Raw genomic sequence first — 17199 nt, forward strand, 5'->3', positions numbered from 1 at the left:
CACGTTCATCATACTGCCCTCACTCGGCCGGTTTGACGATGGTATGGGTGCCACCGGTCTTGGCGTCGTAATGCGCCGCAAAGTCTTCTTCGATCGTGGCGGGCTGCGGCAGCGGTTTCTCGATCACGCCCAGAAGCGGCAGGATGACGAGGAAATACGCGAACCAGTAGGCCGACGCGATCAGCGAGATCACACCGTAGATGCCCTCCGCCGGCATGGCCCCCGCCCACATCAGGACGAAGAAATCCAGAACCAGCAGCGCGAACCACCACTTGAACATCGGGCGATACCGGCCCGAACGCACGCTGGACGTATCCAGCCAGGGCGCCAGAGCCATCACCGCGATCGCGCCGAACATCGCCAGCACGCCGAAGAACTTCGCATCCACGATGCCGCCGGTGATCCAGTTGGCCGCCATCACGATCCAGACATCGGCGGTGAAGGCGCGCAGGATCGCGTAGAACGGCAGGAAGTACCATTCGGGCACGATATGCGCAGGCGTCGCCAGCGGGTTCGCCTCGATGTAGTTGTCGGGGTGACCCAGGTAGTTGGGCATGAAGCCGACGATCGCGAAGAAGACGATCAGGATGATGCCCAGCGCGAAGAGGTCCTTGATCACGAAATAGGGCCAGAAGGGCACCGTGTCCTTGGCCGCTTCGGCCTTGGAGGTGCGGCGCACTTCGACACCGGTCGGGTTGTTGTTGCCCGTGGTGTGGAAGGCCCAGATGTGAACGGCGACCAGCGCCGCGATGACGAAGGGCAGCAGGTAGTGCAGGCTGAAGAAACGGTTCAGCGTCGCGTTGTCCACAGCCGGTCCGCCCAGAAGCCAGGTCTGGATCGGCTCGCCGATGAAGGGAATCGCACCGAAGAGGCCGGTGATCACGGTCGCGCCCCAGAAGGACATCTGCCCCCACGGAAGCACGTAACCCATGAAGGCGGTGCCCATCATCAGAAGATAGATCAGCATGCCGATGATCCACGTGATCTCGCGCGGCGCCTTGTAGGAGCCGTAATAGAGACCGCGGAAGATATGCGCATAAACCGCCACGAAGAACAGCGAGGCGCCGTTCATGTGCAGATAGCGGATGAAATGCCCGCCGTTCACGTTGCGCATGATGTGCTCGACCGACGCGAAGGCGTAATCGACATGCGGTGTGTAGTGCATCACCAGAACGATGCCGGTGATGATCTGCAACGCGAGGCAGAAAGTCAGGACGATGCCCCAGATCCACATCCAGTTGAGGTTCTTGGGCGTCGGAATCATCAATGTGTCATAAAGCAGACCCGCGATCGGCAGGCGCTTGTAGAGCCACTTCTCGCCGCGCGAGGTCGGCTCGTAATGATCGTGCGGAATACCAGCCATAGTTTATGTCCTTATCCCAGAATGATCGTGGAGTCGCCTTCGAAGGCGGCGACGGGCACAGGCAGGTTCGTCGGGGCGGGCCCTTTGCGGATCCGGCCGGCGGTGTCGTAATGCGAGCCGTGGCAGGGGCAGAACCAGCCGCCGAATTCGCCGGCGCCATCGCCCAGCGGAACGCAGCCCAGATGGGTGCAGACGCCCATCATGACCAGCCATTCGCTGTCCGTTCCGGGCTCGGCGCCCTCGGGCAGAAGGCCGCGGTTCGCATCGGTCGCGGGCGCGGTGCCCTCGATATTGGCGTTGCGCGCGATGGGATCGGGGAGCGAGTCCACGTCCACGTCATTCGCGGCGGCCAGCTCGGCCTCGGTGCGGCGACGGATGAAGACGGGCTTGCCCAACCATTTCACGGTGATCTGCGTGCCCGGCTCGACGCCGCCCACATCCACACGGATCGAGCTGAGCGCCTGAACGTCTGCCGAGGGATTCATCTGATTGACCAGCGGCCAAATGGCGGCACCGGCCGCGACGGTGCCAGCACCGGCGGTCGCGTAATAGAGGAAATCCCTCCGGGTGCCTTCGTGATCGTCTGCGTGGGACACGAGGTTTACTCCATTCTCAAGGGCCGTTCATGCAGGCCCCATACGGGTTTGAGGCCGCAGGGCGCCTGCAACCGTTCCGAGGGCGTTTTAGCGGGGCTTGTGCAGGCCGTCCAGTGCGCATTGCGCCGCATTGGGCCGGGGCGCGGATGTGTCGCGCCGCACCATTGCGCCTGTGTCCTTCATGCCCTGCCGGGATGCGGCGGTCGGCGGGACGCTTGAGAGAGCGGCGCCTTGAGTGTATGAGCCAAGAGGCAATCCGCCCAAAACCGAAAGCGCCAGCCGATGACCCATCTCATGACCAAAGCTCTGAAATCAGCCGCGGCCGTCGCCGCTCTGGCCGCCGCCACCCCGGCCGCAGCCGAACTGGAGCTCAGCTTCTATCTCGGCACGCAGACCACGAGCGACAGCGATGCGTCGGGCTTTCTGCCGAATGGCGCGGGCGCGTTCGGCCGCAATGTCGATTGGGACGGCAAACCCTTCGATGCCCCGATCTATTATGGCGGCCGCGCGATGTGGTGGACCTCCAGCAACCTCGGATTCGGCATCGAGGGCACGCATACCAAGGCCTATGCCAGCGGCGCGGACCGCACGGCCATGGGCTTCGACCGGCTCGAGTTCACGGATGGGCACAACATCTTCACCGCCAACGTGATGAAGCGGTTTCCGGGCGTCTTCGGCGGCAGCAAGTTCACGCCCTATGGCGGCGCGGGGATCGGTGTCGCGATCCCGCATGTCGACATCCTCGCCACAGGCGCGACGAACCGTACCTATGATTATGAGATGACCGGCCTCGCCCTGCGGGGAATCGCCGGAATGAAATACGAGCTGACCGAGGATTGGGCGCTTTTCGGCGAGTATCAGATCACATGGTCGGACAATGACGTCACGATCGACGGCGATCCCGGCCAGCCCGATGGCAAACTGCGCACCGAGCTGACAACCCATGCCGTCAATATCGGTATCAGCTACAGCTTCTGAGCGCGTCTCGCTGGAGACGGCCCCAAAGGCCCGGTGCGTGCTGCGCGCCGGGCCTTTCGCTTATTCGGGCCTCGTCGCCTGCATCGAGGGGCGCTGATCGAATTTGCCGTGCCACGCGGCCAGCATTGGCCGCGCATCGCGCCACTCGCGGTGGCCCTGGCGGAAGTCGATATAGCTGAGCGCGCAGGCGACCGCGATCTGACCCATGTCGAGCGGTCCGGCCAGATGCGGGATCCAGCGATCCTCGAGCGCGTCCATCGCGCCGGTGATCTTCGCCCATTGCGCATCGGTCCAGCCGTCCCACTGCTTTTCCTCGGGGCGCATCCGCGCTTCGTAGATCATCAAAACGCCCGCATCCATGATCGCATCGCCCGTCGCCTCGAGCGTCAGCACCTCCCAAAGCCGGCTTTCGGGATAGAGAGCGCCGCCCGCCTTGGCATCGAGATAGCGGCAGATCACGCGGCTGTCGTAGAGCGTGCCGCCCTCGTCCCGGATCAGAGCCGGGATCTTGCCGAGCGGATTGGCGGCGGCGACGGCCGGATCGGTCCGGATCGGCGTGGTCGTGACCACCTGCATCTCGACCTGCTCGGCCATGCCGAGCTCGTGCAGCACGACGGCGACCTTGCGCGCGAAAGGGGATGTGGGGCCGGTCAGAAGTTTCATGAGATGCGCTCCTCGGTGGCAATCGCCGCAGCCTAGGAGCGCGCCTCCGCGCTGTCTATACCGCCCCGCGCATCAGCCCCGCGAGAAGCGCCGTCTCCTGCCCCATGCCATGCGCGTCTACATGCCCGGCGGCGCTGAGGCGCTGCGCCTCGGCCTTGTTCTGGCCGAGCTTCCAGGTGCCGTGGACCTCGGCGATCCGCATGCGGAAGGGCAGGATCTGACGCATCATGCGCTCCATCACGCCATCCGACATCTTGTCCGCCGTCCAGGGCGTCTTCGGCAAAAGGCGCGTCTCGTAGGCCTCGGACTGCCGCTCGAGCAGATCGCGCAGACCGGCCTCGGGACAAGGCTCGATCTCTCCCACCAGATGCACGGCGACGTAATTCCACGTCGGCACCTGATCCTCCGCGCCGTACCAGTCGGGCGAGACATAGGAATGCGGCCCCTGAACTGCGAGCCGCGCGGGCGCGCCCGGCGCCAGCCGCGCGATGGGATTGGAGCGGACGAGGTGAAACTCGGCGAGATCGCCCGCGGCGTTCAGCACGAAAGGAATATGGCTGAGCAAGGGCGCGCCTTCTACGGTGACCGCCAGCATCCCGAAACCTTCCTCGCGCGCATAGTCGAGATTGAACGCGTCGGTCGCCCCTCGAAAGACGGGATTGGGATGCATCAGGCGGCCACGAGCTGCGCGCCACGCGCGCCGGTGATCCGCGCGGGCACGATCTGTCCCTCGGGGCGCGGCGTGTCGAAACTCACTTCGGTGAATTGCTCGGTCCGGCCCATATGCGGATTTTCCATCAGCACCGCATGCGCACGGCCCACCTGCGCCGCGAGATGCCGCGCGACCTGGCGCTCGCCCGCCGCGCGCAGCCGCGCCGCGCGCTCCTTGATCGCGGCGCCATCCACCTGCGGCATCCGCGCGGCGGGGGTGCCGGGACGGGGCGAATAGGGAAAGACGTGCAGCCACGTCAGATCGCACTCGCGCACGAGCGCCAGGGAATTCTCGAAATGCGCTTCGGTCTCGGTCGGAAAGCCCGCGATGATATCGGCGCCGAACGTCATGTCCGGCCGCAGACGGCGCGCCTCCTCGGCGAAGGCGATGGCATCGTCCCGCAGATGCCGCCGCTTCATGCGCTTCAGGATCATGTCGTCGCCATGCTGAAGGCTCAGATGCAGATGCGGCATCAGGCGCGGCTCGGTGGCGATGGCCTGCATGAGGTTCTCGTCCACCTCGATCGAATCGATGGAGGAGATGCGCAGGCGCGGCAGGTCCGGCACCAGCTTGAGGATGCGCATCACCAGATCGCCAAGGCGCGGCGCGCCCGGCAGATCCGCCCCCCAGGAGGTGAGGTCGACGCCCGTCAGCACCACTTCGTTGTAGCCCTTCTGCACCAACCGCTTGATCTGATCCACGACGACGCCCGCTGGCACGCTGCGCGAGTTGCCCCGCCCGTAAGGGATGATGCAGAAAGTGCAGCGGTGATCGCAGCCGTTCTGCACCTGCACATAGGCGCGGCTGCGCGTGCCGAACCCGTCGATCAGGTGACCCGCGGTCTCGGTGACGGACATGATGTCGTCGACCTGCACCGGCTCGGTCCCGAAGTTTCCGGCAAGGCCCGCCCAGGTGCTCGGCTGCATCTTCTCGGTATTGCCGATCACGGCGTCGACCTCGGGCATGGCTGAAAAGGTCGCAGGCTCGGTCTGGGCGGCGCAGCCGGTCACGATGATGCGCGCGTTCGGGTTGTCGCGGCGCAGACGGCGAATGTCCTGCCGCGCCTTGCGCACGGCCTCCGCCGTCACGGCGCAGGTGTTGACCACGACAGCGCCCTCGAGCCCCGCCTCGGCGGCCAGCTCCTTCATCGCCTCGGTCTCATAGGCATTGAGGCGGCAGCCATGGTTGGAGAAGATCGGCGCGCTCATGCGAGGCTCTCGAGGAACTCGGGGGTCAGCGTGCCGCTGGCCACATGCATCGTCGGGCCGGTCATCCAGACACCATCCTCGCGCCACTCGACGCTTAGGGTGCCGCCGTCGAGCTCGATCGTGACCGCCCGCCCGGTCAGCCCCCGGCGCACCGCCGCGACGGCCACCGCGCAGGAGGACGAGCCGGATGCGAGCGTCAGGCCCGCGCCCCGCTCCCAGACGCGCACGCGCAGATGATCGGGCGCGATCACGGAGACGACCTGCACATTCGTGCGCTCGGGAAAGAGTGGATGATGCTCGTAGCGCGGGCCGAACTGCGCGAGCGGGATCGCCTCGGCATTCTCTACGAAGAAGGTGCAATGCGGATTGCCCATGCCCGTGGCCACGGGGCTGCCTTCGATGGGCAATTCCAGCGTGTCCATCTCCTCGGCCAGCGGAATCTCCTGCCACTCGAGCTGCGGCTGCCCCATATTGACCGAGGTCCGGCCGCCGCCAGCATCCCGCGCCTGCAAATCGCCGCGCGCGGTGGTCAAGTGCAGCGCATCTTTGCCCGTCTCGGCCATCAGGTAGCGCGCGATGCAGCGCGTGGCGTTGCCGCAGGCCCCCGACATGCTGCCATCGGCGTTCCAGAAGGTCAGATGCGCGTCGCCCTCACCCGCGCCGATCACGGCGAGCTGATCGAATCCGATCCCGCGGTGGCGATCCGCCAGCGCCCGCGCCAGCGCCTCGGAGACGTGCACGTCGCGCGCACGCGCGTCGAGAACGACAAAGTCGTTCCCCAGCCCGTGCATCTTCATGAAGGGCAAGCCCGTTTGGCGATCCATATCCATGCGGGCGCATATAAACCCCCACCCGAAATGAATCCAGCGATTGCGCCGCATTGTCGTCGGAATTGGGGTTGACCCCCCGCCCCGCTCTTTCTAGATACGCCCGCAGTGGGCCCTTAGCTCAGTTGGTAGAGCAACTGACTTTTAATCAGTGGGTCACAGGTTCGAATCCTGTAGGGCTCACCACTTCTTCTAAAAACACCGCTCAGCGCGTCTCTCGCCGCGTCACCGCGTCAGATCACCGCCTCCTCGAGGAACGGCTCGTTCCGCGCGATGCGGCCGTATGAAAGCTGGCCGAGATCGAGCGTCCGGTAGGCGCCGTGCACCAGCAATTCGGCGACGCCGCGCCCCACGGCGGGCGATTGCTGCAAGCCATGCCCCGAGAAGCCGTTGGCGAAGATGAAATTGCCGACGCGGTCATGCGGGCCGACGATCACGTTGTGATCGAGTGTGTTATAGGCGTAATGCCCGGTCCAGAACCGCCGCACCTTGAGCGCGTCGAAAGACGGGATGCGATGATAGAGCGCGGGCCAGATGCGCTCCTCGAACTCGTCATGCACCATCTCGAAATCGTCCACTGCGGCAGGCCCGTCATCGAGCGGGCGGTTGCCGGTCAGAAAGAGGTCATGCTCGGGCCGCACATAGGTGCCCGTGCCGTCGACCACGAGCGGCATGCGCCCCTCGATCGGATTGGCCGAGGAGAAAACGAAGCTGTAGCGCTTGCGCGGCTCGACGGGGATCGACAGCCCAGCCATCCCCGCGACCACCCCGGCGCGCGGCCCGGCGGCATTGACCAGCGCGCCGCAGCTCACCCGCTCACCGGTGCCGAGGAGGACGGACGTCACCCTGTCGCCATCGAGTTCGAGGCCAGTGACTTCGTTTTCGACATATTCCGCGCCGCCCTGCCGCGCGGCACGGCGAAACCCGGTCATCAGCCCGACCGAATCGAACCACCCCTCGTCCCGCGCGCCCCAGGCACCGCCGCCCAGATCCTCGACATTGAGCCAGGGGAAGCGATCCCTGAGCGGCCCCGGTTCGAGAAAGACGGTCTGCGCGCCGAGGCTGCGCTGCAATTCGACCCGCTCGCGCGCGGCGTCCGCACCCTCCGGCGAGATGCAGTAAAGATAGCCATGCTCGCGAAAACCCAGCCCCGGTGCCGCCTCGCCTTCGAAAAAGGGCGCCATCCGCTCGGCGAAGCCGCGGATGAACGACAGCCCGAACTGGCTGATGCGCACATTGATCGGGTTGGAGTATTGCTGCCGAATGCCGCTGGCAGAGAGCGCGGTGGAGGAGAACTCGTAGGTCGAATCGCGCTCGACGACGAGGATGCTGCCATCGAAATCCGCATCCTGCGTCAGCCAATAGGCGACCGACGAGCCGATGACGGCCCCGCCCACGATGACCACGTCATAGCTGCTCCGCCTTGGTGCCGCATGCTGGTATTTGCGCATTCCTGCCGTCCCGAACTGGCGTCCTCGCCCCATTCGTAGGCCGCCGGGCCGCGCGCCGTCCACCATGAATCGCGGCGCATCGCGGCCGGCCCCACGTCAGATGTCGAACCAGGTGAGGCCCGGCCCGAGATTGCGCACGAGCGCGCGGCCCAGCTGCCCCTGCACGCCCCAAGAGGCGTGGACATGACCGCAAAGGCAGAGCGGCGCGTTGCTGGCGAGGATCGCGTCGCGGATCGCGCGGCTGCCCTCATGCGCGCCGCCGGTCTGCACATCCGCCGTCCCGAGCGGCGGCGTATGCGTGACGAGCACGGCGCGCTCGGGGCAGTCGGCCAGCATCAGCGACGCCTCCACCTCGGAATGCGCGACGTTCCACGCATGGCCCTTGCGCCCCGGCACCTCGCCGCCGAGGCCGAAAAAGGACACGCCGTCCAGATCGACGCCGCTGCCATGCAGATAGGTGAGGCGCGCCGATGCCTCGCAGAACGCCGCGATCTCGGACGGCACATCGTGGTTACCGTGCACGACGAGCACGGGCGCCGCGCAATCGGCGAGGATCTCCAGCGTCTCGGCGGCGCCGATCCCTTTCGAGGCGAAATCGCCGGCGCCGACCACCACATCGGCATCCGCGCTCGCCCGGAGGATGGCGCGCGCAGCCTGCCGGTCCCGGTGCAGATCGGAGAAGGAGAGGATACGCATGACCGCGCTCAGACCGCGCGCGCAAGGCGCAACATGACCGACTCGGTGAACGTGAAGACTGAGGTCAGGCTCATGCGTGGCTCCCTGTCATGGAAGCCACGCTATGCCGGATGATTTCAAACCGGAAGATGTATCCGAAAGGCCGCCCGGATCGCCGCATCGACATCGGGCGCGAAACGCGCGGCCGATCTTTGCGAAAGGATCGCCTCCTTGCGCGCGGTCGCGGCGGCGTTGAGATCGGGCTTGTCCATCTCGACCCATTGCTTGGGGCTCATCCGGTTGGCCGTCTTGGGATATTGATAATCGCTCTCCATCCGGGCGAGCGTCTGCGCGGTGCCGAGGTAATGGCCCGGACCGCCCATGCAGACCTGCCGGATCTGCTCGAGCGCCAGCGTCTCGTCATCCACCTCGATGCCGCGCACGCAGCGCTGCGCATGGCCGATGAGATCATCCCCGAGGATCAGCGATTCGAGGCAGAAGCCCAGAAGAGACGCATGCATGCCCGCCGCCTCATAGACCATGTTGAGCCCTGAAAGGCCCGCCATCACGTTCGAGCACATCTGCTCCCACCCGGCCTGCATGTCGGGCAGTTTCGCATCGGTGATGCCCGCCGCCGCGCCGCCGGGAAGATCGTAGAAGCGATGCATCTGGGCGCAGCCCGCCGTCAGGAGCGCCTGCTCGCCCGAGCCGCCCGTCATCGCGCCTGTGCGCAGATCGAGGCCGAAGGGCCAGGTGCCGAAAATCGCGGGATGCCCGGGCTTCACCGCGTTGACATAGACGAGGCCTGCAAGGCACTCGGCCGTCGCCTGCACGATGGCGCCCGCGATGGTCGAGGGCGCGGTCGCGCCCGCCATCCCGGCACTCAGGAGCAGGATCGGCATGCCGCCCAGAATGCACTCCTCCATCACCTCGCAGGATTCAGTGGCGAATTTCATCGGGGGCACCACGAAACAATTCGAGTTCGACACGAAGGGACGCTCGCGCCATGCCGCTTCGCCGCCCGCGATCAGGTGCAGCATCTCCATCCCCTTGCGGGCGAAGGCGCGCTCGGTGAAGGAGACGCCCACATGCTTGGTCGTGCCCGCGCAGCAAGCGTAGAGCGTGTTGAGGTCCATCTCCATGTTATCGGCGATATCGCGGCACACCATCGGGCGCTGCACGAAATGGATGTTGTCCAGAACATCGCAGATGCGGGCGGCGTCGTGCAGATCCTGCACCGTACAATCGCGGTAGTTGCGCCCGTCCACATCGACGAGGTTCACCGCCGCGCCCGCCGTGCCGTAATGCACGCGCGTGCCCGACAGCTGCATGTCGTGGCGCGGATCGCGGCCCATCAGGGTGACGCTGCGATTTGCCCGCGCGATCGTGTCCTCGATCAGCGCGCGGGGGAAACGGATGCGGCCGTCTTCGCCCTCGATCGCGCCCGCGGCGGTCAGATAGGCGACGCCGCTCGGCGGCGCATCGGCGAGGCCGATCTGCTCGAGCGCGTCGAGCGCGGTCTGGTGAATGCGCTCCACCTCGGCGGGGGTCAGGGGGGTGTAGCGTCCCCCTTCCATGCCGGGGCGGATGGCGCGCATCGCATCGGAGACGGGGGCGGAGCGGACGGCACGCCGCGCGGCGCGGCCTCCGGAACGGCGGGGGGCAATCTGGTTCATCTTCGGGGCCTCATGTGCGAGGGTTGATCTGAAAAGTCCGGAAATCCGTCGAAAGGGTCAGAGGCCCGCGGGCCTGCCGCGCGCAGCACGGCCCCGCGCCGCACCGATGGTGCGGATGACGAGGGCGATCTTGCTGAATGGCGACATGGCCATTTTCCCGCTGTTGACCCCTTGATCCCTGCACACGCGGCGCGCCCTGTCTGTCCTGATTGCGACCCGTGTCGTTTTCAGGCCATCCAAAGGCCCCGATGCGGGACGGATCGCTGGCGCACGGGCCGATCTGCGCTATTCCATACCGGGGCCGGAGTTGCTAAGCCCGCACCACCCCGAGCCAATGCCAGCGAGGCCCGCCATGCCCGAGACCCAGATCAAGCTGCACAACACGCGCACGCGCAAGAAGGAGGTCTTCACGCCTCTCGATCCGAAGAATGTGCGCATGTATGTCTGCGGCCCGACGGTCTATGACCGCGCGCATCTCGGCAACGCGCGGCCCGTCGTGGTCTTCGATGTGCTGAACCGGCTCCTGCGCCATGTCTATGGCGAGGACGCGGTGACCTATGTGCGCAACTTCACCGACGTGGACGACAAGATCAACGCGCGCGCCGCCGAAAGCGGCCGCAAGATCGGCGAGATCACCGAGGAGACGATCCAGTGGTTTCTCGACGACATGGGCGCGCTCGGCGCCCGCGAGCCCGATCACATGCCGCGCGCGACCGGGTTCATCCCGCAGATGGTGGAGATGATCGCGGGTCTGATCGCCAAGGGCCATGCCTACGAGGCCGAAGGGCACGTCCTCTTCGCCGTCGAGAGCTATGCCGCCTATGGCAAGCTCTCGGGGCGCAGCATCGACGACATGATCGCCGGCGCGCGGGTCGAAGTGGCGCCCTACAAGCGCAACCCGATGGATTTCGTCCTGTGGAAGCCGTCCTCCGGCGATCAGCCCGGCTGGGACTCGCCTTGGGGCCATGGCCGCCCCGGCTGGCATATCGAATGCTCGGCGATGGCTGACAAACTTCTATGGGAGGATTTGAAAGACAGCCTTTCAGATATCGCGAGGAAGCACCCGCATACATTCGACATCCACGGCGGCGGCAACGATCTGATGTTTCCCCACCACGAGAACGAGATCGCTCAAAGCTGCTGCGCCCACCCCGAGGGCGGCTTCGCGCAGGTCTGGATGCATAACGAGATGCTGCAGGTCGAGGGCAAGAAGATGTCCAAGAGCCTGGGGAATTTCTTTACGGTGCGGGATCTGCTGGATCAGGGCGTGCCGGGCGAGGTGATCCGCTTCGTGTTTCTGAGCACGCACTACCGCAAGCCGATGGATTGGACGGCGGAGAAGGCGAAGGAGGCGGAGGCCATTTTGCGCAAATGGTATGCACAAGCCGATCGTGCCTCGGATAAACATGAGCCTTGCAACGCTGTGGTCACTGCGTTGGCGGACGATCTGAATACCTCGAAGGCCTTAAGCGAGATTCACCAGCTTTCGCATGCGAACGATGCCCCCACCCTGCGTGCCAGCCTGCGATTTCTCGGGCTGATGACGGACACCGTCCCGACTTGGGCAAACATGCCGCAAGCCGACCTTTCCGAATGGCAAACCAGACTTTCGCACGCCCGCGCCGAGGCCATGGCGACAAAGAACTTCGATCAGGTTGACCGCCTCAAGGCAGGTCTGTTGGCGGCAGGCATCGAGGTTCAGATGCGAAAGGACGGCGTTGAATTGACGCCCGGCGCCGACTTCGACCCCTCAAAACTCGAGGCCCTGAAATGACCTCGCCACTTCGCTCAAGGCGCAGTCAGGCGCTGACATACGTCTTGTTTCCGCACGGGCAGGATGCAGGTGTCTCGATATGAAACAACGCCTCTCCATCTACGACACCACCCTGCGCGACGGGCAGCAGACCCAGGGCGTGCAGTTCTCGACCGCCGAAAAGCAGCGCATCGCCGAGATGCTCGACCAGCTCGGCGTCGACTATATCGAAGGCGGCTGGCCGGGTGCGAACCCGACCGACAGCGCCTTTTTCGACGCGGCCCCGCCGACGCGCGCCAGACTGACCGCTTTCGGCATGACCAAGCGCACGGGCCGCAGCGCCGCGAATGACGACGTGCTCGCCGCCGTGATGAACGCGGGCACCCGGACGGTCTGCCTCGTCGGCAAAGCGCATGACTTTCATGTCGAGCGCGCGCTCGGCATCACGCTCGAGCAGAACACGCAGAACATCGCGCAATCCATCGTGCATCTGGTGGCCGAGGGGCGCGAGGCGATCCTCGACGCCGAGCATTTCTTCGACGGCTACAAGGCCAATCCGGACTACGCTCTCGAAGTGTGCCATGCGGCGCTGACCGCCGGCGCGCGCTGGATCGTGCTGTGCGACACCAACGGCGGCACGCTTCCGACCGAGATCGGGCGCATCACGTCCGAGGTGATCGCGTCTGGCATCCCGGGCGAGCGGCTCGGCATTCACACCCATAACGACACCGAGAACGCCATCGCCGGATCGCTCGCCGCCATCGACGCGGGCGCGCGGCAGGTGCAGGGCACGCTCAACGGCCTGGGCGAGCGCTGCGGAAACGCGAACCTGACGACGCTGATCCCGACGCTGCTGCTCAAGGAGCCCTATGCCAGCACATACGAGACGGGCGTCACGCTCGAGGGTCTGAAAAGTCTCAGCCGCACGGCACGCAAGCTTGACGATATCCTCAACCGCGTGCCGATGCGGCAGGCCGCCTATGTCGGCGCCTCGGCCTTCGCGCACAAGGCGGGGCTGCACGCGAGCGCGATCCTCAAGGATCCCTCGACCTACGAGCATATCGACCCGGCCCTCGTCGGCAATACGCGCATCATTCCGATGTCCAATCAGGCGGGCCAGTCCAACCTGCGCCAAAGGCTTCTCGAGGCGGGGATCGAGGTCGCGCCCGGCGATCCGGCCCTCGCGCTCATCCTCGAGCAGATCAAGGAGCGCGAGGCGATCGGATACACCTATGACAGCGCGCAGGCGAGTTTCGAGCTTCTGGCGCGCCGCGCGCTCGGCACCCTGCCAGATTTCTTCGAGGTGAAGCGCTACAAGGTGACCGTCGAGCGGCGCAAGAACAAGTACGACAGGATGGTGAGCCTTTCCGAGGCAGTCGTCGTGGTCAAGATCGACGGCGAGAAGAAACTCTCGGTCAGCGAGTCGATGGACGAGCTTGGCTGCGATCGCGGCCCGGTCAACGCATTAAGCAAGGCGCTGGCCAAGGATCTGGGCCGCTACCAAAGCCTCATCGAGGACATGCGCCTCGTCGATTTCAAGGTGCGCATCACCCAAGGCGGCACCGAGGCCGTGACCCGCGTCATCATCGACAGCGAAGATGATCAGGGCCGCCGCTGGTCCACCGTGGGCGTCAGCGCCAATATCGTGGACGCCTCCTTCGACGCGCTGCTCGACGCGATCAACTGGAAGCTGCTGCAAGGTGCCTGATCTGGGCCAGGACCTCACCGGCTGCGCCGAGTTGCTGCGCCGGGGCGATCCCGATCGCTTTCGCGCGGCGATGGCGGCGCCGGTCCCTGCGCGCCGCGTGCTCTTCCCGATCTACGCCTTCAACGTCGAAGTCTCGCGCGCGCCCTGGATGACGCAGGAGGCGCTCATCGCCGAGATGCGCCTGCAATGGTGGCGCGACGCGCTGGAAGAAATCGCGGCAGGCGGCAAGGTGCGCCGCCACGAGGTGGTGACACCGCTGGCGGATGTGCTGGACGCGGAAGGCGCCCGGCTCCTCGACGCGCTCATCGTCGCGCGCCAGTGGGATGTCTACCGCGAGCCTTTCGAGGACGACGCCCACTTGACCCGCTATCTGGAAGAGACCAGCGGCCATCTGATGCTGGCCGCAGCGCGCGCGCTGGGGCAGGTGGATGAGGCCACGGTGATGGATGCAGGCTATGCCGCCGGCGTCGCCGCCTGGCTGCGCGCCATTCCCGCCTTGGAAGAGGCCGGGCGCATCCCCCTGTTGGATGGCCGCCCCGAGGGCATCCGCGCGCTGGCCGAAGAGGGGCTGAGGCGCCTGCGCCGCGCCCGCTCGATGCGCGGCAAGGTCAGCCCCGAGGCACGGCCCGCCCTTCTTGCCGCATGGCAGGCGGGCGGCGTTCTGCGCCGCGCGGCGGCGCATCCCGCGCTCGTGGTGAATGGCGGTCTGGAGCCCGCACCGATTCGCTCGGCTCTGGGCCTAATGGCCCGCTCCATGACCGGGCGCTGGTGAGAACAGCGTTCCGGTTCGCTTGAGCCTGCGCGCTGCAAATTAAAATTCTGTTCCATTCAAAAGCCTTACTGTAAAACGAATGGCAGCGCTTGGCCACTCCTGCGAACAAACGCACCGCAGCGGCGCGCCCATGCCGAACCGCGTTTCTCTCTTGTCATTGCGCAGACGGGCCGCCCCTCTTCCCAGAGTGCAACTCGCGCGTCATATCCTTTCCCATGTTCGACGCGCTCCCCCTCCCGGCCCACGAATGGCCCATGATGCAACCCGGCTGGGTCTGGCTCTGCGGTGCCGGTCCGGGCGATCCGGGTCTTCTGACGATCCACGCGCTCAACGCGCTGCGTCAGGCGGATGTGGTGGTCTATGATGCGCTCGTTCAGGAGTGCATTCTCGATTGGGCGCCGCAGGCCGAGAAGATCTATGCCGGCAAGCGGGGTGGCAAGCCCTCCGCCGTGCAGCGCGACATCTCGCTCCGCCTCGTCGATCTCGCCCGCGCGGGCAAGCGCGTGCTGCGCCTCAAGGGCGGCGATCCCTTCGTCTTCGGGCGCGGCGGCGAAGAGGCGCAGACGCTGGTGCAGCACGGCGTGCCCGTCCGCATCATTCCCGGCATCAGCGCGGGCATCGGCGGGCTGGCCTATGCGGGTATCCCTGTCACGCACCGCGATGTGAACCAATCCGTGACCTTCGTCACCGGCCATGACCAGACCGGGAACGCGCCCGCCTCGCTCAACTGGAAGGCGCTGGCCGAGGGGAGCCAGGTGCTCGTGATCTACATGGGCATGAAGCACGCGGCGCAGATTTCAGCCTCGCTGATGGAGCATGGCCGCGACCCGGACGAGCCTTGTGCCGTTGTCTGCAACGCCACCACCCCACAGCAGCAGGTGATCGAGACGACGCTCAGCCGCATGGCCGCCGATATCGAGGCCAGCGGCCTCGAGCCGCCCGCGCTCTTGTGCATCGGGCGCTCCGTGCTGATGCGGCAGGTGCTCGACTGGCAGGGACAGATGGCGGGCGAGCCGGTGCGCGACATGGATCCCTTGGGACGCGGCCTCGCCGCCGAGGTCGCCTGACCGGCCTTGCCTTGCTGAACCAACCGGTCTAGCAGTTTGCGGCATGACAGATGCCGCCCTCCTTCCCGACGACAGCCGCGCGCGGCGCAACGTCACCGTGCTGGTGCTGGCGCAAGCGATCCTCGGCGCGCAGATGCCGATGATCTTCGTCGTGGGCGGCCTTGCGGGCACGGGCCTCGCGGCCAATCCCTGCTTCGCCACGCTGCCCATTTCGCTCATCATCATCGGCTCGATGCTGTCGGCGACGCCCATGTCGGCGATCATGCAGAAATTCGGTCGGCGCGCGGGGTTCTTCGTCGGCACGCTGGGCGGCGCGATCGGCGGCGCGGTGGGGGCCTATGGACTCTACACCGCCTCATTCCCCCTCTTCCTTCTCGGCAGCTTCCTGACCGGCATCTACATGAGCGCGCAGGGCTTCTATCGCTTCGCCGCCGCCGATACGGCCAGCGACGCATTCCGCCCCAAGGCGATCTCATACGTGCTCGCGGGCGGGCTGCTGAGCGCGGTGATCGGCCCTCAGCTCGTCAAGGTGACGGCGGAAGCGATGATCGTGCCGTTCCTCGGCACCTATATCGCGGTGATCGGGCTCAACATCGCCGGCTCCGCGCTTTTCTTCTTCCTCGACATTCCTAAACCGCCCGTCCCGGACGAGGACGCGCCGCGCGGGCGCAGCCGGTTGGAGCTGCTGAAAACACCGCGTATCGCCGTCGCGGTGATCTGCGCGATGGTCTCCTACGCGCTGATGAACCTCGTGATGACTTCGACACCGCTGGCGGTCGTGGGCTGCGGCTTTGGGCCCAGCCGCGCGGCGGATGTGGTCACGGCGCATGTCCTTGCCATGTATGCGCCGTCCTTCTTCACCGGGCATCTCATCGCGCGGTTCGGGGTGGAAAGGATCATGGGCGCGGGCATCGCGATCCTCGCCGCTGCTGGGGCCGTGGCGCTGCAAGGCGTCGAGCTCGAGAATTTCTTCGTCGCGCTCGTCCTTCTGGGCGTCGGCTGGAATTTCGGCTTCATCGGGGCCACCTCGATGCTCGCCGGATCGCACGAGCCGCACGAGCGGGGCCGCATGCAGGGCCTCAACGATCTGCTGGTCTTCGGCGGCGTTACCGTGGCCTCGCTGGCGTCGGGCGGGCTGATGAATTGCTCGGGCGGCGACGCGCAGACCGGCTGGGCCTCGGTCAACCTCGCGATGGCGCCCTTCCTCGCCCTTGCAGGCGGCGCGCTGATCTGGCTGGTGATGCGCAACAGAAGCGCCGCGTGAGCGCGGTCCGGTCCGCCTTGGGCAGAGTGTTTTTTGGAGTATGCGGCCGACAGAATTCTCGTTGACCGAAATGCAAAGGTCGATGTCTTGAGAAAAGACACCGACCTCTTACCGGGTTCATTCAAACCCCGATTGCCCTGAAAAGCTGTCGGATCAGGAACGCATTTCCTCCATTTCCATATTCACGGCTTCGCGTTCGTATCGGAATACGGCGATCGCCTGAAAATGGGTGGTTTCACAGTTGAGATTCTTGCGCAGATTTTCGAACAGCTCGACCTGTGCCGCCTGAAAAGCCTTCATGTCGCTCGCCTCGTCGAAATTCACCGTGACATACAGAACGCCTTCACGGCACAGAAAAACGTTGAGAGCCGTCATGTTGAAATGCGCGATCAATCCTCCGAGCTCTTCCGAGACGTAGGATGCTGCAATCTTTCCGTTGATCAAATTCGCCGTCGCGATTTGGTAAATCTTTGTGTACATCTTTGC

At 65.6% G+C, this 17199-nt stretch carries 16 protein-coding genes and 1 tRNA gene; 7 read left to right on the forward strand and 10 right to left on the reverse strand.

Features of this window, described 5'->3' with window-relative positions; translation table 11 throughout:
* Positions 1 to 19: 19 nt before the first annotated feature.
* Both petB and petA read right to left on the reverse strand, forming a co-directional pair.
* Positions 20 to 1363, reverse strand: a complete 1344-nt coding sequence (petB, locus tag ACGRVM_RS11175) for a cytochrome b (RefSeq protein WP_377171636.1) — start codon at positions 1361 to 1363, stop codon at positions 20 to 22.
* Positions 1364 to 1374: 11 nt separating this feature from the next.
* A complete protein-coding gene (gene petA / locus ACGRVM_RS11180) occupies positions 1375 to 1959 on the reverse strand; it encodes a ubiquinol-cytochrome c reductase iron-sulfur subunit (protein ID WP_377171638.1) in 585 nt (194 codons plus the stop codon).
* A 282-nt stretch (positions 1960 to 2241) separates the two neighbouring features.
* Here petA and ACGRVM_RS11185 point away from each other — a divergent pair, with 282 nt between their 5' ends.
* Positions 2242 to 2937 (forward strand): outer membrane protein, encoded by a 696-nt coding sequence (locus tag ACGRVM_RS11185; RefSeq protein ID WP_377171640.1) that lies wholly within the window; start codon positions 2242 to 2244, stop codon positions 2935 to 2937.
* Between the two features lie 60 nt (positions 2938 to 2997).
* Here the strand turns inward: ACGRVM_RS11185 and ACGRVM_RS11190 are convergent, their stop codons facing one another.
* The 4 genes from ACGRVM_RS11190 to dapF are packed head-to-tail and all read right to left on the reverse strand — an operon-like array spanning position 2998 to position 6350.
* A complete protein-coding gene (locus tag ACGRVM_RS11190) occupies positions 2998 to 3600 on the reverse strand; it encodes a glutathione S-transferase (RefSeq protein WP_377171642.1) in 603 nt (200 codons plus the stop codon).
* 55 nt (positions 3601 to 3655) lie between these two features.
* Entirely contained in the window at positions 3656 to 4270 is a 615-nt protein-coding gene (locus ACGRVM_RS11195) for an FMN-binding negative transcriptional regulator (protein ID WP_377171644.1), read from the reverse strand.
* A complete protein-coding gene (gene mtaB / locus ACGRVM_RS11200; RefSeq protein ID WP_377171646.1) occupies positions 4270 to 5520 on the reverse strand; it encodes a tRNA (N(6)-L-threonylcarbamoyladenosine(37)-C(2))-methylthiotransferase MtaB in 1251 nt (416 codons plus the stop codon). Before mtaB ends, ACGRVM_RS11195 begins: the two co-directional genes overlap by 1 nt.
* A complete protein-coding gene (gene dapF / locus ACGRVM_RS11205; protein WP_377171648.1) occupies positions 5517 to 6350 on the reverse strand; it encodes a diaminopimelate epimerase in 834 nt (277 codons plus the stop codon). Before dapF ends, mtaB begins: the two co-directional genes overlap by 4 nt.
* Before the next feature lie 107 nt (positions 6351 to 6457).
* Here dapF and ACGRVM_RS11210 point away from each other — a divergent pair.
* Positions 6458 to 6533, forward strand: a tRNA-Lys gene (locus tag ACGRVM_RS11210).
* A 47-nt stretch (positions 6534 to 6580) separates the two neighbouring features.
* Here the strand turns inward: ACGRVM_RS11210 and ACGRVM_RS11215 are convergent.
* The 3 genes from ACGRVM_RS11215 to ACGRVM_RS11225 form a co-directional block, all read right to left on the reverse strand.
* Positions 6581 to 7798, reverse strand: coding sequence for an NAD(P)/FAD-dependent oxidoreductase (locus ACGRVM_RS11215; protein ID WP_377171650.1), 1218 nt, complete (start codon positions 7796 to 7798; stop codon positions 6581 to 6583).
* 96 nt (positions 7799 to 7894) lie between these two features.
* A complete protein-coding gene (locus tag ACGRVM_RS11220) occupies positions 7895 to 8494 on the reverse strand; it encodes a metallophosphoesterase family protein (protein ID WP_377171652.1) in 600 nt (199 codons plus the stop codon).
* Positions 8495 to 8610: 116 nt separating this feature from the next.
* Entirely contained in the window at positions 8611 to 10149 is a 1539-nt protein-coding gene (locus ACGRVM_RS11225) for a trimethylamine methyltransferase family protein (protein ID WP_377171654.1), read from the reverse strand.
* A gap of 352 nt (positions 10150 to 10501) precedes the next feature.
* On the opposite strand from ACGRVM_RS11225, the gene cysS reads away from it, so the two are divergent.
* From cysS to ACGRVM_RS11250, 5 genes are all read left to right on the forward strand, one after another.
* Complete coding sequence (gene cysS, locus ACGRVM_RS11230) at positions 10502 to 11923, forward strand: cysteine--tRNA ligase (RefSeq protein WP_377171656.1); 1422 nt, start codon at positions 10502 to 10504, stop codon at positions 11921 to 11923.
* Positions 11924 to 12002: 79 nt separating this feature from the next.
* On the forward strand, positions 12003 to 13610 hold the full coding sequence (gene cimA, locus ACGRVM_RS11235) for a citramalate synthase (protein WP_377171658.1): 1608 nt from the start codon (positions 12003 to 12005) through the stop codon (positions 13608 to 13610).
* The gene (locus ACGRVM_RS11240) at positions 13603 to 14382 is read left to right on the forward strand and encodes a squalene/phytoene synthase family protein (RefSeq protein WP_377171660.1); all 780 of its coding nucleotides are present in this window, start codon (positions 13603 to 13605) and stop codon (positions 14380 to 14382) included. Before cimA ends, ACGRVM_RS11240 begins: the two co-directional genes overlap by 8 nt.
* Before the next feature lie 215 nt (positions 14383 to 14597).
* Positions 14598 to 15449 carry a uroporphyrinogen-III C-methyltransferase gene (gene cobA, locus ACGRVM_RS11245; protein ID WP_377171662.1) on the forward strand — a complete coding sequence of 284 codons (852 nt, stop codon included), beginning with the start codon at positions 14598 to 14600 and terminating at the stop codon, positions 15447 to 15449.
* Between the two features lie 43 nt (positions 15450 to 15492).
* Positions 15493 to 16713, forward strand: a complete 1221-nt coding sequence (locus ACGRVM_RS11250) for an MFS transporter (RefSeq protein ID WP_377171664.1) — start codon at positions 15493 to 15495, stop codon at positions 16711 to 16713.
* Positions 16714 to 16866: 153 nt separating this feature from the next.
* Here the strand turns inward: ACGRVM_RS11250 and ACGRVM_RS11255 are convergent, their stop codons facing one another.
* Positions 16867 to 17193, reverse strand: coding sequence for a hypothetical protein (locus tag ACGRVM_RS11255; protein WP_377171666.1), 327 nt, complete (start codon positions 17191 to 17193; stop codon positions 16867 to 16869).
* Positions 17194 to 17199 lie beyond the last annotated feature (6 nt).

The organism is Roseovarius aquimarinus (genome assembly GCF_043661195.1).
Lineage (GTDB): Bacteria > Pseudomonadota > Alphaproteobacteria > Rhodobacterales > Rhodobacteraceae > Roseovarius > Roseovarius aquimarinus.

Coding starts and splice junctions, on each gene's coding strand:
- petB (WP_377171636.1), bottom strand. CDS start 1,363: ATGGCTGGTATTCCGCACGATCATTACGAGCCGACCTCGCGCGGCGAG.
- ACGRVM_RS11185 (WP_377171640.1), top strand. CDS start 2,242: ATGACCCATCTCATGACCAAAGCTCTGAAATCAGCCGCGGCCGTCGCC.
- ACGRVM_RS11190 (WP_377171642.1), bottom strand. CDS start 3,600: ATGAAACTTCTGACCGGCCCCACATCCCCTTTCGCGCGCAAGGTCGCC.
- ACGRVM_RS11195 (WP_377171644.1), bottom strand. CDS start 4,270: ATGCATCCCAATCCCGTCTTTCGAGGGGCGACCGACGCGTTCAATCTC.
- mtaB (WP_377171646.1), bottom strand. CDS start 5,520: ATGAGCGCGCCGATCTTCTCCAACCATGGCTGCCGCCTCAATGCCTAT.
- dapF (WP_377171648.1), bottom strand. CDS start 6,350: ATGGATATGGATCGCCAAACGGGCTTGCCCTTCATGAAGATGCACGGG.
- ACGRVM_RS11215 (WP_377171650.1), bottom strand. CDS start 7,798: ATGCGCAAATACCAGCATGCGGCACCAAGGCGGAGCAGCTATGACGTG.
- ACGRVM_RS11220 (WP_377171652.1), bottom strand. CDS start 8,494: ATGCGTATCCTCTCCTTCTCCGATCTGCACCGGGACCGGCAGGCTGCG.
- ACGRVM_RS11225 (WP_377171654.1), bottom strand. CDS start 10,149: ATGAACCAGATTGCCCCCCGCCGTTCCGGAGGCCGCGCCGCGCGGCGT.
- cysS (WP_377171656.1), top strand. CDS start 10,502: ATGCCCGAGACCCAGATCAAGCTGCACAACACGCGCACGCGCAAGAAG.
- cimA (WP_377171658.1), top strand. CDS start 12,003: ATGAAACAACGCCTCTCCATCTACGACACCACCCTGCGCGACGGGCAG.
- cobA (WP_377171662.1), top strand. CDS start 14,598: ATGTTCGACGCGCTCCCCCTCCCGGCCCACGAATGGCCCATGATGCAA.
- ACGRVM_RS11250 (WP_377171664.1), top strand. CDS start 15,493: ATGACAGATGCCGCCCTCCTTCCCGACGACAGCCGCGCGCGGCGCAAC.
- ACGRVM_RS11255 (WP_377171666.1), bottom strand. CDS start 17,193: ATGTACACAAAGATTTACCAAATCGCGACGGCGAATTTGATCAACGGA.